This is a genomic window from Streptomyces sp. L7, assembly GCF_050990935.1.
Taxonomy (GTDB): Bacteria; Actinomycetota; Actinomycetes; order Actinomycetales; family Microbacteriaceae; genus Leifsonia.
Genome location: NZ_CP194644.1, coordinates 4,233,574 through 4,246,780, shown reverse-complemented (window position 1 = coordinate 4,246,780; position 13,207 = coordinate 4,233,574). Strand labels below are relative to the sequence as shown.

At 72.4% G+C, this 13,207-nt stretch carries 15 protein-coding genes; 7 read left to right on the top strand and 8 right to left on the bottom strand.

Features of this window, described 5'->3' with window-relative positions:
• Window positions 1–31 precede the first annotated feature (31 nt).
• Entirely contained in the window at window positions 32–277 is a 246-nt protein-coding gene (locus tag ACR5MH_RS21560) for a DUF2530 domain-containing protein (RefSeq protein ID WP_431349047.1), read from the top strand.
• Here ACR5MH_RS21560 and ACR5MH_RS21555 read toward each other — a convergent pair.
• Window positions 221–1,123 (bottom strand): DUF3027 domain-containing protein, encoded by a 903-nt coding sequence (locus ACR5MH_RS21555; protein WP_431349046.1) that lies wholly within the window; start codon window positions 1,121–1,123, stop codon window positions 221–223. The two genes, ACR5MH_RS21560 and ACR5MH_RS21555, sit on opposite strands and share 57 nt — an antisense overlap.
• A complete protein-coding gene (locus tag ACR5MH_RS21550) occupies window positions 1,116–1,496 on the bottom strand; it encodes a cold-shock protein (RefSeq protein WP_185276707.1) in 381 nt (126 codons plus the stop codon). The genes ACR5MH_RS21555 and ACR5MH_RS21550 overlap by 8 nt, the downstream gene beginning before the upstream one ends.
• Before the next feature lie 56 nt (window positions 1,497–1,552).
• On the opposite strand from ACR5MH_RS21550, the gene ACR5MH_RS21545 reads away from it, so the two are divergent.
• From ACR5MH_RS21545 to ACR5MH_RS21530, 4 genes are all read left to right on the top strand, one after another.
• A complete protein-coding gene (locus tag ACR5MH_RS21545) occupies window positions 1,553–1,843 on the top strand; it encodes a hypothetical protein (RefSeq protein WP_431349045.1) in 291 nt (96 codons plus the stop codon).
• 22 nt (window positions 1,844–1,865) lie between these two features.
• Window positions 1,866–2,405: a hypothetical protein gene (locus ACR5MH_RS21540; protein WP_431349044.1), complete on the top strand. Its 540-nt coding sequence runs from the start codon at window positions 1,866–1,868 to the stop codon at window positions 2,403–2,405.
• Between the two features lie 86 nt (window positions 2,406–2,491).
• The gene (locus tag ACR5MH_RS21535; RefSeq protein WP_431349043.1) at window positions 2,492–3,727 is read left to right on the top strand and encodes a helicase-associated domain-containing protein; all 1,236 of its coding nucleotides are present in this window, start codon (window positions 2,492–2,494) and stop codon (window positions 3,725–3,727) included.
• Window positions 3,728–3,733: 6 nt separating this feature from the next.
• Window positions 3,734–5,377: a DNA repair helicase XPB gene (locus ACR5MH_RS21530; RefSeq protein WP_433862132.1), complete on the top strand. Its 1,644-nt coding sequence runs from the start codon at window positions 3,734–3,736 to the stop codon at window positions 5,375–5,377.
• A gap of 208 nt (window positions 5,378–5,585) precedes the next feature.
• Here ACR5MH_RS21530 and ACR5MH_RS21525 read toward each other — a convergent pair whose 3' ends face one another.
• From ACR5MH_RS21525 to ACR5MH_RS21505, 5 genes are read right to left on the bottom strand one after another with little or no spacing between them, the layout of a single operon-like run.
• The gene (locus tag ACR5MH_RS21525) at window positions 5,586–6,458 is read right to left on the bottom strand and encodes an aminoglycoside phosphotransferase family protein (RefSeq protein WP_431349042.1); all 873 of its coding nucleotides are present in this window, start codon (window positions 6,456–6,458) and stop codon (window positions 5,586–5,588) included.
• On the bottom strand, window positions 6,455–6,787 hold the full coding sequence (locus ACR5MH_RS21520) for a dihydrofolate reductase family protein (protein WP_431349479.1): 333 nt from the start codon (window positions 6,785–6,787) through the stop codon (window positions 6,455–6,457). The genes ACR5MH_RS21525 and ACR5MH_RS21520 overlap by 4 nt, the downstream gene beginning before the upstream one ends.
• Window positions 6,673–7,209 carry a dihydrofolate reductase family protein gene (locus ACR5MH_RS21515; protein ID WP_431349041.1) on the bottom strand — a complete coding sequence of 179 codons (537 nt, stop codon included), beginning with the start codon at window positions 7,207–7,209 and terminating at the stop codon, window positions 6,673–6,675. The genes ACR5MH_RS21520 and ACR5MH_RS21515 overlap by 115 nt, the downstream gene beginning before the upstream one ends.
• On the bottom strand, window positions 7,202–8,125 hold the full coding sequence (gene folP, locus ACR5MH_RS21510; RefSeq protein WP_433862131.1) for a dihydropteroate synthase: 924 nt from the start codon (window positions 8,123–8,125) through the stop codon (window positions 7,202–7,204). Before folP ends, ACR5MH_RS21515 begins: the two co-directional genes overlap by 8 nt.
• Window positions 8,112–9,329: an NAD(P)/FAD-dependent oxidoreductase gene (locus ACR5MH_RS21505; protein WP_431349039.1), complete on the bottom strand. Its 1,218-nt coding sequence runs from the start codon at window positions 9,327–9,329 to the stop codon at window positions 8,112–8,114. Before ACR5MH_RS21505 ends, folP begins: the two co-directional genes overlap by 14 nt.
• A 165-nt stretch (window positions 9,330–9,494) precedes the next feature.
• On the opposite strand from ACR5MH_RS21505, the gene ACR5MH_RS21500 reads away from it, so the two are divergent.
• Together ACR5MH_RS21500 and ACR5MH_RS21495 are read left to right on the top strand one after the other, a co-directional pair.
• On the top strand, window positions 9,495–10,187 hold the full coding sequence (locus ACR5MH_RS21500) for a response regulator transcription factor (protein ID WP_179605211.1): 693 nt from the start codon (window positions 9,495–9,497) through the stop codon (window positions 10,185–10,187).
• 50 nt (window positions 10,188–10,237) lie between these two features.
• Window positions 10,238–11,941, top strand: coding sequence for an ATP-binding protein (locus ACR5MH_RS21495; RefSeq protein ID WP_431349038.1), 1,704 nt, complete (start codon window positions 10,238–10,240; stop codon window positions 11,939–11,941).
• Window positions 11,942–12,030: 89 nt separating this feature from the next.
• On the opposite strand, the gene ACR5MH_RS21490 is transcribed toward ACR5MH_RS21495, so the two are convergent.
• The gene (locus tag ACR5MH_RS21490) at window positions 12,031–13,143 is read right to left on the bottom strand and encodes a hypothetical protein (RefSeq protein WP_431349037.1); all 1,113 of its coding nucleotides are present in this window, start codon (window positions 13,141–13,143) and stop codon (window positions 12,031–12,033) included.
• Between the last annotated feature and the right edge of the window lie 64 nt (window positions 13,144–13,207).

Here is a 13,207-nt window from a genome sequence, read left to right as displayed (position 1 = left end):
CAACACCGGAAGAAGAAGGGACGGGCCGATCGTGCGACTGTGGCTGCGCGACGACGAGCGCCGCCCCGACCCGGTGCCCGTGCCGACGGACGACCGCCGGGCGGTGCTCGTCGGCTTCGGGCTCTGGGTGCTCACGCTGATCCCGACGCTCATCTTCGCCGGACCCATCGCCGCCGCGGGCGGAGGCTGGTGGATCTCGACGGTGGTCGTCGGGATCGCGCTAGGACTGCTCGGGTTCGTCTACCTCAGCGTCACCCGCGCCCGCAGGCGCCGCTGAGTCGCTGACCGGCCCCAGCTCGTCGGCCTCCGCGTCGTCGGCGTCGGCGTCTTCAGCGTCGTAGTCCTCGGCGTCGTCGGGCTCGGCGTCGTCGGGCTCGGCGTCGTCGGGCTCGGCGCTGTCGTCCGCGAGCGCGGCGGCCTCCTCGGTCGCGAGGTCGAGCTCAGTGTCGACATCGGTGTCCTCGTCGAACGCCACGTCGACCGAGTCGATGTCGACGCCGTCGAGGTCGTCGTCGGCGTGCAGGTCGTGAACGTCGCGGTCGTCGTCCGAGTCGTCGTCGTCCGAGTCGTCGTCGGCCTCGGACTCCTCGTCGTCGTATTCGTCCTCGTCCTCGTAGTCGTCGGCGTCGTCCTCCGCGCGCGAGTCGTCGCCCTCGGCTCCGGCCGCCTCGGCGGCGAGCGCCTCCTGGGCGGCCTGATACTCGGCCAGTCGCTCCGACCAGGGCACCCAGTCGGGCGCGAGGAGGGCGTCTTCGCCGGGCATCAGCTCGGCCTCCAGCACTGTCGGGTCGGTGTCGCCGTCGGCGCGTCCGACCGTGACGGTCCAGTGCCAGCCCGGGTAGCCCGCGAGCTCAGCGGCGAACTGCAGCGAGACCACGCCGCCAGGCTCCACGACGTGACCGAGGGGCTCTCCGATCGTGCTCTCCGGAGTGATCTCGGCGAGCGCCGCCCGCGCGAGCGGGAGCGCGGCCAGGAGGTCGGCGACCTCGGTCTCGCTCAGCCCGACGACGGCCGGCTCGGCGTCGGTCGGCTGCACGTCGACTTCCTCCTCGACCTCGACGGCCGGCTCGCCCGTCGTCGGCTCCTGCGTCGTCGGCTCCTGCGTGCTCGGGTCCTCAGGCATCCAGGTCGTCCGCAACCCGGCGCAGCACCGCCGCGATCTTGGCGCCGTGCGCCTTGTCCGGGTACTTGCCCCGGCGCAGGTTGGCGCCGATTCCGTCGAGCAGCTTCACGAGGTCCTCGACGATGATCGCCATGTCGTCGGCCGACTTGCGCTTCATCTTCACCAGGCTCGGAGGCGCCTCCAGCACGCGCACCGACAGGGCCTGCGCGCCGCGCTTGCCGTCGGCGATGCCGAACTCGAGCCGAGACCCGGCTTTCACGACGGCGCCCGCGGGCAGCGCCGAGGCGTGCAGGAAGACCTCCTGGCCGTCATCGGTGGCGATGAAGCCGAAGCCCTTCTCCTCGTCGTAGAACTTGACCTTGCCGGTCGGCATGGGAACCTCGCTTCACATGGGGGATCGAATGACCAACCTCAATTATCCTTGATTTCGTGACTTCTCAGACCCCGCCGCCCGCATCCCGCCTCCAGCGCGTCCTCTCGTACATCGTTGCGGCGCTGGTCGTCGTCTCGCTGGTGTGCATCGCGGCCATCCTCGTGGGGTCCGCGCTCGGCGGGATGCCTCAGCAGGGATCGGGTCAGGGGCTGTGGCCGGCGGTCTTCCTCTTGCCGCTGATCGCACTGCCGATCGCGTTCGTCCTGCTGATCACGCTCATCATCGTGACCGGCCGGCAGCGCAGCCGCGCCGCGAAGGCGGCTGCCGGGCCGAAGAACCGACCCTGACCTCCCGTCCCGGACCGGCCCGATGACGACGACGCTCGCTCTGGCGGCGCGGCTCCGCGCCCTGCCGGACGACGAACTCGCGGCCGTGCTGCGTGCCCGCCCGGTGCGCCGCGCCGGCGTCTCCGACTTCTTCGACCTGGCCGAGGCGCTGCTCGACCCGGAGTCCGTGCAGCGGGCGCTCGCGCCGCTCGACCGGCTGCGGCTCGCCACCCTGGCAGTGCTCGGCGACGCGGGCGGCGCCCAGACCATCGAGGGGATCACCGCCCGGCTCGTCCGGCATCCCGCGACCGCCGGCACGACGGCGGACGCGGTCCACGAAGCCGTCGACGCGCTCGCCACCGTCGCCCTCCTGCACCCCGCGGCCGACGGCGCCGCCGCCTACGACGCCGTCACCGCCGCGCTCGACTCCTGGCCGGCGCTCGGCCTCCCCGGCCGGCGGCGCTGCTCGACACCGCCCCTCCGGCCATCCCGGAGACGCTCACGCCCGACGAGTCGGCCGCATCCGACCGGCTCGCCGCCGAGCGCGCCTTCGAGGCCGTCTCCAGCGCCTCCGAACTGCTGACCGAACTCGGCAGGGAGGGCGCCCGCGAACTGCAGAAGGGCGGCCTCGCCCTCCCGGCCGCCAAGCGCCTCGCCGACGCGCTGGCGGTGGACGCCGCCGTCGTCCCCGTCGCGCTCTCCGTCGCCGCCCGCGCCGGGCTGACCGCGGTCGCGGACGGGCTCTGGCTGCCCACCGCGCAGGCCGCGGCCTGGCAGCACGCCACGACGGCGGACCGCTGGCGCGCGCTGGCCGGGGCCTGGCTCGACGGCCTGCCCGACGACGTCCGTGCGCTGTTGACCGAGCGCAGCCGGTCCCCGTGGGGAGCGTCCCTGCGCGCCCACCTCGCCTGGCTGTACCCGGCGGCAGTCGCCGAGACCGAGCAGCGCGTCGACCAGTACATCCGGGAGGCCGAGTGGCTCGGCGTCACCGCCGGCCGGTCCCCGGGCAGCGCGGGCGCCCTGCTCCTGGAGGCGGGCCCCGCCGAGGCGACCGCCGCGATGGTCGCGCACTTCCCCGCGGAGGTGTCGCAGGTCTACCTGCAGCACGACCTGACGGTCATCTCCCCCGGACCGCTCGCGCCCGACGTGGAGGCCCGGCTGCGGACGATGGCCGACCTTGAGAGCCGGGCGCTGGCCTCCACCTTCCGGTTCTCGGCGGCCTCCATCGACCGCGCGGTGACCGCGGGCGAGACCGCTGCGAGCATCCACGACTTCCTCGCCGCCGTCTCCCTCACCGGCGTGCCCCAGCCGCTCGACTACCTCATCGCAGACGCCGTCGAGCGCCACGGCCGGGTGCGGGTGCGCGACGCCGAGCAGGGCGGCGAAGGCAAGGCGGTGGTGCGCTCCGACGACGCCACGCTGCTCGGCACGATCGCGGTCGACCAGTCGCTGTCCGCGCTACGGCTGCTGCGGGCCGACGCGCGGACGCTGGTCAGCCGGTTCCCGCGTGACGTCGTCTACTGGGCGCTCAGCGACGCCCGCTATCCGGTGGTCGCCGAGGACGCCTCCGGCGCGCTCGTGACCCCGCAGCGTCGCCGCGTCGCGGAGCGGACCGCGCCCGCCGCGACGCGCGATCCGGCAGCCGAGCTGGTCGCCCGACTGCGTGAGGCGGACGGCTCCGAGGCCGACACCGGCGAGCAGTGGCTCGCCCGCCAGCTCGACCAGGCCGTGCGCGCACGGCAGACCGTGATGGTGCAGGTCGCGATGCCGGACGGCCGGCTGGTCGACTACCTCCTGGAGCCGACCGGCATCGGCGGAGGACGGCTGCGCGGTCGCGACCGGGCGGCCGACATCGAGCGGACCCTGCCGCTCTCCAGCGTCAAGGGGCTGCGCAGCGTAGACTGAGCGGTCATGTCCGATGGCCCCCTGATCGTCCAGAGCGACCGCACCGTCCTCCTCGAAGTCGCGCATCCCGCGGCTGAGGACGCCCGTCACGACCTCGCGGTCTTCGCCGAGCTGGAGCGCGCGCCCGAGCACATCCACACCTACCGCATCACGCGGCTGGGCCTGTGGAACGCCCGCGCGGCGGGCCACACCGCCGACGACATGCTCGGAACGCTCGAGAAGTACTCCAAGTTCCCGATCCCGCAGACGGTGACGGTGGACGTGTCGGAGACCGTCGCCCGCTACGGCCGCCTGGTCATCGAGCGCGACGAGGAGGGCACGCTGCTGCTGCGCTCCCCCGACCGGGCCGTGCTGCTGGAGGTCGCGACCGCCAAGCGCATCGCCCCGCTGCTGGTCGAGCGGCGCGATGAGACGACCTTCACCGTGGAGGCCTGGGCGCGCGGCCAGCTCAAGCAGGAGCTGGTCAAGCTCGGCTGGCCCGCGGAGGACCTCGCCGGGTACACCCCCGGAACGCCACACCCGATCGAGCTGGACGAGAGCGACTGGGCGCTGCGCGACTACCAGCGCAAGGCCGTGAGCAACTTCTTCGACGGCGGCTCGGGCGTGGTCGTGCTCCCCTGCGGTGCGGGCAAGACCCTCGTCGGCGCCGGAGCGATGGCGACGGCCAAGACGACGACGCTGATCCTGGTGACCAACACCGTGTCGGCGCGGCAGTGGCGGGACGAGCTGCTCAAGCGCACCTCCCTCACCGCGGAGGAGATCGGCGAGTACTCGGGCCAGGTCAAGGAGGTCAAGCCGGTCACGATCGCGACGTACCAGATCCTCACGGCCAAACGGAAGGGCGAGTACGCGCACCTTGCGCTGCTCGACGCGCTGGATTGGGGATTGGTCGTCTACGACGAGGTGCACCTGCTGCCCGCGCCGGTCTTCAAGCTGACCGCCGAACTGCAGGCGCGCCGCCGGCTCGGCCTGACCGCGACGCTGGTGCGCGAGGACGGCCGAGAGGGCGACGTGTTCAGCCTGATCGGCCCGAAGCGCTTCGACGCGCCGTGGAAGGAGATCGAGTCGCAGGGCTTCATCTCGCCGGCAGCCTGCTTCGAGGTGCGGATCGACCTGCCGGCCTCCGACCGGCTGAGCTACGCCGCCGCGGCCGACGACGAGCGCTATCGCCTCGCCGCCACGGCTCCGGCGAAGCTGGACGTGGTCCGGCAGCTTGTGGACCGGCACGCCGGCGAGCGCATCCTGGTCATCGGGCAGTACCTCGACCAGATCGACGAGCTCGCCGAGGCCCTCCACGCGCCACAGCTCACGGGCGCGACGCCCGTGGACGAGCGGGAACGGCTGTATCAGGAGTTTCGGGACGGCACGACGCCGGTGCTGGTGGTCAGCAAGGTCGCGAACTTCTCGGTGGACCTCCCGGAGGCCACGGTCGCCATCCAGGTGTCCGGATCGTACGGCTCGCGGCAGGAGGAGGCGCAGCGCCTCGGCCGGCTGCTGCGCCCCAAGCAGTCGGGGCTGTCGGCGAACTTCTACACACTGGTCTCGCGCGACACGGTCGACCAGGACTTCGCGCAGAACCGGCAGCGCTTCCTCGCCGAGCAAGGGTATGCGTACACGATCCTCGACGCGCACGCGCTCGCCGCGGCCTAGCCGTCGCGAGCTCCCCGCGACATTCGGCACGAATCGCGTCAGCGCCCCCACTCCACATTCCGCACGAATGTCGTGAATGGGGACGCGCTTCACGACATTCGGCACGAATCGTTGGTTAGGGACTCGGCGACATTCGGCACGAATCGCGTGAATGAGGGCGCGTTTGGCGACATTCGGGGCGAATCGCGGCAGCGGCCCGCGCGGCGAGTCAGACGCCGGGGTCGGCGGCGAGGCGCGCGAGGGTGCGGCGGGAGGGTGCGTCGTCTGGGCGGTCTCGCACGGTGATGAGCGCCTTCCAGAGCGCCCAGGCACGTGCTCGCTGAGCGGTCGCGTCGTCCAGGCCGACCGCCTCGAGGAAGGCGCGGCGCGCCTCGCCGTCGAACATCGTCCACGCCGGGACGAGGTCGCACGCCGGGTCGCCCACTCCGGACGTGCCGAAGTCGATCACCGCGGAGAGCCGGCCGTTCTGGATGAGGAGATTGCCGGGGGCCGCGTCGCCGTGCAGCCAGACGCCCGGTCGCTCCCACGCTGACGCCTCCGCGGCGTCCCAGATCCGTCGCGCCAGTCGCGGATCGATGTCCGGAGCACCCGCGGACATCGCCGCCAGCGCCTCCTCGCGGTAGACCCCGGGCGGCGCGCCCCGGTGGAAGTTGTGGCTCCCGGCCTCCGGAGCGTTCGTCGTGTCCGCGTCCCGCAGCGCCGTCAGGAAGCCGCCGAGGTCTGCCGCCAGCGCGACCGCATCCACGTCGTCGACGAGCCCGAGCGGCGTGCCGGGCAGCCAGCGGTAGACCGACCACGCGAACGGATAGCCGTCGCCCGGCTCCCCGAGCGCGACCGGCTGCGGGATGGGCAGCGGCACCTGGGGTGCGAGGCGCGGCAGCCACTCGTGCTCCTTCGCGACCTGATCGACGTAGCCGCGGGTGCTCGGCAGACGCACGCTGAGCTCCTCGCCGAGCCGGAAGGTCCGGTTGTCCCAGCCGCTCAGCTCCACGTCCCGCACCGGCAGCGCGCGGTACGCGGGGAACTGCGCGTCGACCAGCCGGCGGACGAGCGCCGTGTCGACCTCCACCCGATCCGTCACGGGCGCCGCACGTAGCGCAGCAGCAGCGTGTCGCCCGACTGCAGCACGTGGGCGAGCCGCATCCCCACCGGGAGGATCGGCGCTGCCCCGGCAGAGATACGGGAGGCGACCCCGGCCTCCAGTGTCGAGGCGACCGTCAGGCACAGCTCGTCCACGACGCCCGCCGCGATCAGGTCGCCGAACAGGTGCGGGCCGCCCTCGCAGTGGATGCGGCTCAGGCCGCGCTCGACGAGGCCTGCCACGAGCAGGCCGGGCTCCACGCGCTCCTCGCCGCAGACCACGACATCCGCGACCTCGGCGAGCGCCGCCCTCGTGTCCTGCCGGGACAGCTCTGTCGTGACGACGATCGGCCGCTCCGGCGCCCCCGGAAGATCGGGCTCGCCGGGTCGAGGTCCAGGCTGGCCGAGACGATCGCGAAGACCGGGTGCGCAGTCATCCCGGCGTCGCGGCGTGCCCGCTGGGAGGCCTCGTCGACGCGCATCGGGCCGTAGCCTTCCGCGCGCACGGTGCCCGCGCCGACGAGCACGACGTCGCAGAGCCGGCGCAGGATGTCGAACACGCGGTGGTCTGCGTCGTCGGAGAGCCCGCCGGACAGCCCCTGCCGGGTGGCGGCGCCGTCGATGCTGGAGACGAAGTTGACGCGCAGCCACGGGTTGCCTGCGCCGTCCGAGTACAGCTCGGCGATCCGCGTGTCCCCGATGCCCTCCTCGGGCGGGAGCGGGAAGATCCGGTCGATAGTGGCCTCACTCATTCACGTCGCCCATGTTGTGCTTCAGATACGCCGGCTCGCGCAGCCCCAGGATGGCCTCCGTCATCCGCGCCGCGGCGACCGAACCAGCCACATCGTGCATGCGGATGATGCGCGCGCCGTTGACGATGGCGACGACGGCGGCTGCGATCGACCCGTCCCGGCGGTCCGCGCGCGGTGCGTCCAAGGTCTCGCCGATGAAGTCCTTGTTGGACACGGCAGCGAGGACGGGATAGCCCAGGTCCGCGATCTCGGAGAGCCGGCGGGTGAGCTCCAGCGACTGCAGGGTGTTCTTGTTGAGGTCGTGGCCCGGGTCGAGGATGATGCGCTCCTCCGGCACCCCTGCCGCGACCGCCCGGTCGACCCGCTCCAGGAGGAAGTCGGCGATCTCCCGTGCGATGTCGCCGTACGCCGGCCGCGGGTAGAACGTCCGCGGCGCGGCCAGGCTGTGGGTGAGCACGAGGGTGGCGTCACTGTCCGCGACGACGCGGGCCAGCTCGGGGTCGCTGAGCCCGGTGGTGTCGTTGATCACCGTCGCGCCGGCGGCGATCGCCCGGGAGGCCACCGAAGCGTGGAAGGTGTCCACCGAGATCACGACGTCGGACCCGGCGCGCAGGTCGGCCACGACGGGCACGACCCGGTCGCCCTCCTCGTCGGGCGGGACGGGCGCGCCGGGCGCGAACGGGGCTCCGCCGATGTCCACCCAGTCGGCACCGGCCGCGACCGCGTCGAAGCACGCGGCGACCGCGGCGTCGAGCGCGAACGTGCGGCCCTGGTCGAAGAAGGAGTCCGGCGTGCGGTTCACCACCGCCATCACGGCGACGCGGCGGGAGAAGTCGAAGGTGCGCGCGCCGATGGTGCGCACGGGGACGCGGAGCGGGGGCAGGTACATCGCGACGCCGGTCTCAGAGCTCTGCAAGGTCCACGCTCTCGTCGGTGAGCCGGTCTGGGTCGACGGCCTCCCGGCCGCGGATCAAGCGCTGGATGTGGTCCTGCACGTCCCAGACGTTCACGTTCATGCCGGCCACCACCCGGTCGTCGCGCAGCCAGAAGGCGATGAACTCGCGCGCCGAGACGTCGCCGCGGAAGACGACCCGCGCGCCGGACGCGAGTGGTGCATAGCCGGAGTACTCCATGCCCAGATCGTATTGGTCGGAGTAGAAGTACGGGATGTCGTCGTAGCTGGCGTCCTCCCCCGCGATCGCGCGCGCGGCGACCGTACCGCCCGCGATCGCGTTGGCCCAGTGCTCGTTGCGCAGGCGCTGCCCGATCGCCGGAAGCACCGGGTTCGCCACATCGCCGACGGCGTAGACGTCCTCGATCGCGGTGCGCATCGCCTCGTCGGTGGGCACGCCGTTCTCCAGCGCCAGCCCCGACTGCTCGGCGATGTGCGTGTTCGGCGCGGCGCCGACCCCCGCGACTACCACGTCCGCCGGGAGGCGCTCGCCCGTCGCGAGGACGACGGCCTGCTCGTCCCCGCCCTCCACCGCGACCACGTGCGCCGCGTTGCGGAAGGTCGCGCCGTGGTCGCGGTGCAGCGTCTCGAACACCGCACCGAGCTCCGGACCGATCGCGGGAAGCGGCACGTGCGACCGCCCGACGACCGTCACCTCGTTGCCGTAGCCGCGCGCGGCGGCGGCGACCTCCATGCCGATCCACCCCGATCCGACGACGACGACGCGCCGGGAGCCGACCTCCAGGGCGGCGCGCAGCCACTGCGAGTCCTCGATGGTTCTCAGAGAGAAGACCGCCCCGTGACCGCTGCCGGGGACACCGAGCGGGCGTGCGTGCGAGCCCGTCGCCAGCACGAGGCTGTCGTAGGTGATCCGGGCGCCGCCCGCTACGAAGAGCTCGTGCGCCGCGGGGTCGAAGGAGCCGCCGTCCGAGCCGGGGAGGAACTCCACCTCGTTGTCCGTGTACCAGTCCGCGGGCTGGACGAACGCGTCGTCCAGCGGGGACTCGCCTTTCAGGTACTCCTTGGACAGCGGCGGGCGGATGTAGGGATGGTGCTCCTCCGCGCCGAGCAGCATGATGCGGCCCTCGAACCCGCGCGACCGCAACTCGACGGCGGTCGTCGCTCCGGCGAGGCCTGCTCCGACGATGACCACGGTGGGTTTCGACATAGTGCTCCGTTCGCTGGTCTCCTCAGCATCCACTGTTCGCACGGCCCGCGCCAGCCCCTCACACGGCGCGCATAGGCCGCACGCACCGCCGGCACCGGCCCCCGCACTCACGGCGCACCGTCCACTCACAGGCATAACTCAGCGGACGCGCAGATACTGTTTCGCATGAACGCAGGACCCCGCATTCTCATCGTCGACGACGAGCCGAACATCCGCGATCTCCTCACCACCAGCCTCCGCTTCGCCGGGTTCGCCGTGCGCGCGGTCGGCAACGGGGCCCAGGCGATCTCCGCGGTCCTCGAAGAGGAGCCAGACCTCATCATCCTCGACGTCATGCTCCCGGACATGAACGGGTTCGGCGTCACCAAGCGGCTGCGCGGCGCGGGCTACACCGCCCCGATCCTGTTCCTCACCGCCAAGGACGACACCGAGGACAAGATCACCGGCCTCACGGTCGGCGGCGACGACTACGTGACCAAGCCGTTCAGCCTGGACGAGATCGTCGCCCGCATCAAGGCCATCCTGCGCCGCACGATGCAGGCCGACGAGGATGCGGTCATCCGCGCCGGCGAGCTCACGATGGACCAGGACACCCACGAGGTCTACGTGGGCGACACCCCCATCGAGCTCAGCCCGACCGAGTTCAAGCTGCTGCGCTACCTGATGCTCAACCCCAACCGCGTGCTGTCGAAGGCGCAGATCCTCGACCACGTCTGGGAGTACGACTTCAACGGCGACGCGGGCATCGTGGAGTCCTACATCTCCTACCTGCGCCGCAAGGTGGACGCGCACTCCAGCGAGCCGCTCATCCAGACCAAGCGCGGCTTCGGCTACATGCTCAAGGCCGCGAAGGCGTGACCGCCGCTCACATCCTCGGCTCAGCACTGTCTGCTTAGACTGGCGGCCTGATGCACTCACGCCTGCTCGACCGCTGGAACGCGATCTCCCTCCGGACCAAGATCACCGGGGTGACCGTGCTCATGCTGACGCTCGGGCTGCTCGTGACCGGCATCGGGACGATGTCGATGCTGAAGCCGGTGCTGATCGACCAGCTCGACGCGCAGCTGTCGGCCGCCTCGGGCGGGACCTACGTCGAAACGTATCTGTACGGCACCCCGACCGAGAAGGACACGATCGCCACCGACTCCAGTCCGTCCGACTACTTCGCGGCGCTGTACGACGCCAGCGGCAACCTGGTCAAGACGAACTGGAGCAACATCCCGTTCGCCCACCGTCCGGCCATCCCGCAGAACCTGACCATCACGCAGGGCAAGGCCCTCGGGCCCGGCGGCATCACGATCTTGAGCAATGACGGGCACACGGTCTACCGCGCGCTCGTCACGACGCAGACGTTCGCGTCGACTGGCGAGCTCGCCACCGCGATCGTCGCCACGACGACCAGCCAGATCGACACGGTGATGGCGAGCTTCCTGGCGATCTTCCTCGGCTTCGGCGTCATCGTGATCATCGTCGGCGCCGGGCTGACCCGGATGCTGGTGACCACGACCTTCTCTCCGCTGCGGGAGGTCGAGCAGACTGCCGCGGCCATCGCCGACGGCGACTTCAGCCAGCGCCTCGGCGGCGCGACCCCGAACACCGAGGTCGGCCGGCTCAACCGCTCGCTCAACACGATGCTGAACCGCATCGACCGGGCCTTCAACGACCGAGCGCGCACGATCGACCAGATGCGACGATTCGTCGGGGACGCCTCCCACGAGCTGCGCACACCGCTGGTCTCGGTGCGCGGCTACGCGGAGCTGTACCGGATGGGCGCCCTCCAGACGCCGGAGGACGTCGCCCAGGCGATGGACCGCATCGAGAAGGAGGCCATCCGGATGGGGCTCCTCGTCGAGGACCTCCTGGAGCTCGCGCGTCTGGACGAGACGAAGCCGCTCGATTTCCACCCCGTGGACCTGGTGCGCATCGCGCAGGACGCGGCGATGGACGCGATGGCCGGTGCGCCGGGCCGCCGGGTGACCGTGCTGACACCCGCTCCGGTGCCGCCCGCAGTGCGGACCGACCCGGCCGAGCCCGGGCTCGACACCGTGCCGATGACCCTCCCGGAGGACCTGTCACGGCCGCCGGGCGCCACCGGCCCGATCGCCTTCGCCGGCTCGGCGCTGGCCCGGCTGCGCCGAAGCAACCGCGCGCGTCGTGCCACCACAGGCCCGATCGCGGTCACGACCGCCGAGAAGGTCGTCCTCGCGGCGCCGCCGGCCGAGCCCGCGATCGTGATGGCGGAGGAGAACAAGCTCCGCCAGGTCGTCACCAACCTGATGGGCAACGCCCTCCGCTACACCCCGGAGGACACTCCGATCGAGATCGCGGTGCAGGTCGACCACCGCGCCGAGCGCGCGGTCCTCGAGGTGCGCGACCACGGCGAGGGCATCCCGCCGCAGATCCGCGACAAGATCTTCCAGCGCTTCTGGCGCGCCGACACCTCCCGCGCCCGCGAGACCGGGGGCAGCGGCCTGGGCCTGGCGATCGTCTCCTCCATCGTGACGGCGCACCACGGCACCGTGGAGGTCGTGGAGACCGACGGCGGCGGCGCGACTTTCCGGGTGTCGCTGCCGCTCGCAGGGCACGGCCGGCAGGTTCAGCCGGGCGCCTGATCGGCCGGGCCGCTGCCGAGCCGCCGGAGGGCCCTCAGCCCAGCCGGCCGCTGGCGATCACCTGCCCGGTGGCGGTGACCACGGCCTCCTCAGAGCCGGCCGGCCACCCACCCCACGACGGACGCCGCCTCGTCGTCGGAGCCGGTCACCGTGGCGAACTGGATCCAGGCGTCGCCGAACAGCGCGTCGACCACCGTCTCGGCGGGCGCGGACCCGGCCGCGTCGGTGTGGCGGACCAGCGTGGCCAGCTTGGTGCTGCCGACCTGGATGGTGCCGCCGCTGGCGTCCGGGTCGCGGTCCACGACGAGGCCGTGGTAGGTGGCGAACGCGGCGGACGCGCCGCGGAGGACGGAGATGGTGCCGATGAGCGACGAATCTCCTGTGCCCGACCGGTAGGCGCAGACCGTCACCCGCGGATCCGCGACGAGCGCGTTCTGGACGCCGAAGGTTCCGGCCGGGGCGAGGACGGCGACGGAGGTCGCGCCGTAGACGCCGCCGACGGCCTTCAGCCAGGCCGCGTCGCCGCAGGACAGCGGCTTCACCGGGGTGGGCGTCACGGTCCGCGCGTCGATCGTGGCGACCGTGGGGACGAACGATTGGACGAGCGCGTGGAACGCCTTCTCGTCGATCGTGGAGGTGCTGCTGACCGCCTCCACCGCCAGCCACGAGCCGCCGACCAGGACGTTCGTGTGGCAGGTGCTCCCCGCGCCGGTCGTCGCCCGGCCGCAGTCGCCGCCCCGGGATTCGCCGCCGTCGTAGTGCGCGCCCGTCGCGGCGGATTGCGGGTACTGCTGGGCCTGCCACTGCCAGGTCGCGGTCGCGCGGGGCAGGAGTTGCACGGAGAGCAGATGCACCGCCGCCGGCGCGGACGCGGGAGGCGCGGCTGCCGGGTCGTCGCCCCAACGGCACCAGCCGCCACCCGCGGCCTGGGCGCCGAACGGCCCGCGCCCGGCCGGCGCCGTGAGCGCGTCCGCGGGCGTGGTCGCCGGCGGCGCGGTTCCACCCAGCAGGGCCTCGACCGCAGGCGTCGCGGTGAAGGCGGCGCAGTCGAGGGGCGGCACGACGTCCACGGCGGGTGCGGAGGTCGCGTGCGGGCTCGTCGGCCCGGCGCCGGGCAGCCCGAGCGCCTGACATCCCGAAAGGCAGAGCAGCGCCGCCGCCAGCCCGGCGGCCGCCGCTCCGGACAACCGTGTCGCCGTCATGCTCTGCCTCCGCCTCGATCGTGACGACGATAACAGCGAAGAGGGCGCCTCCCGCGAACGGGAG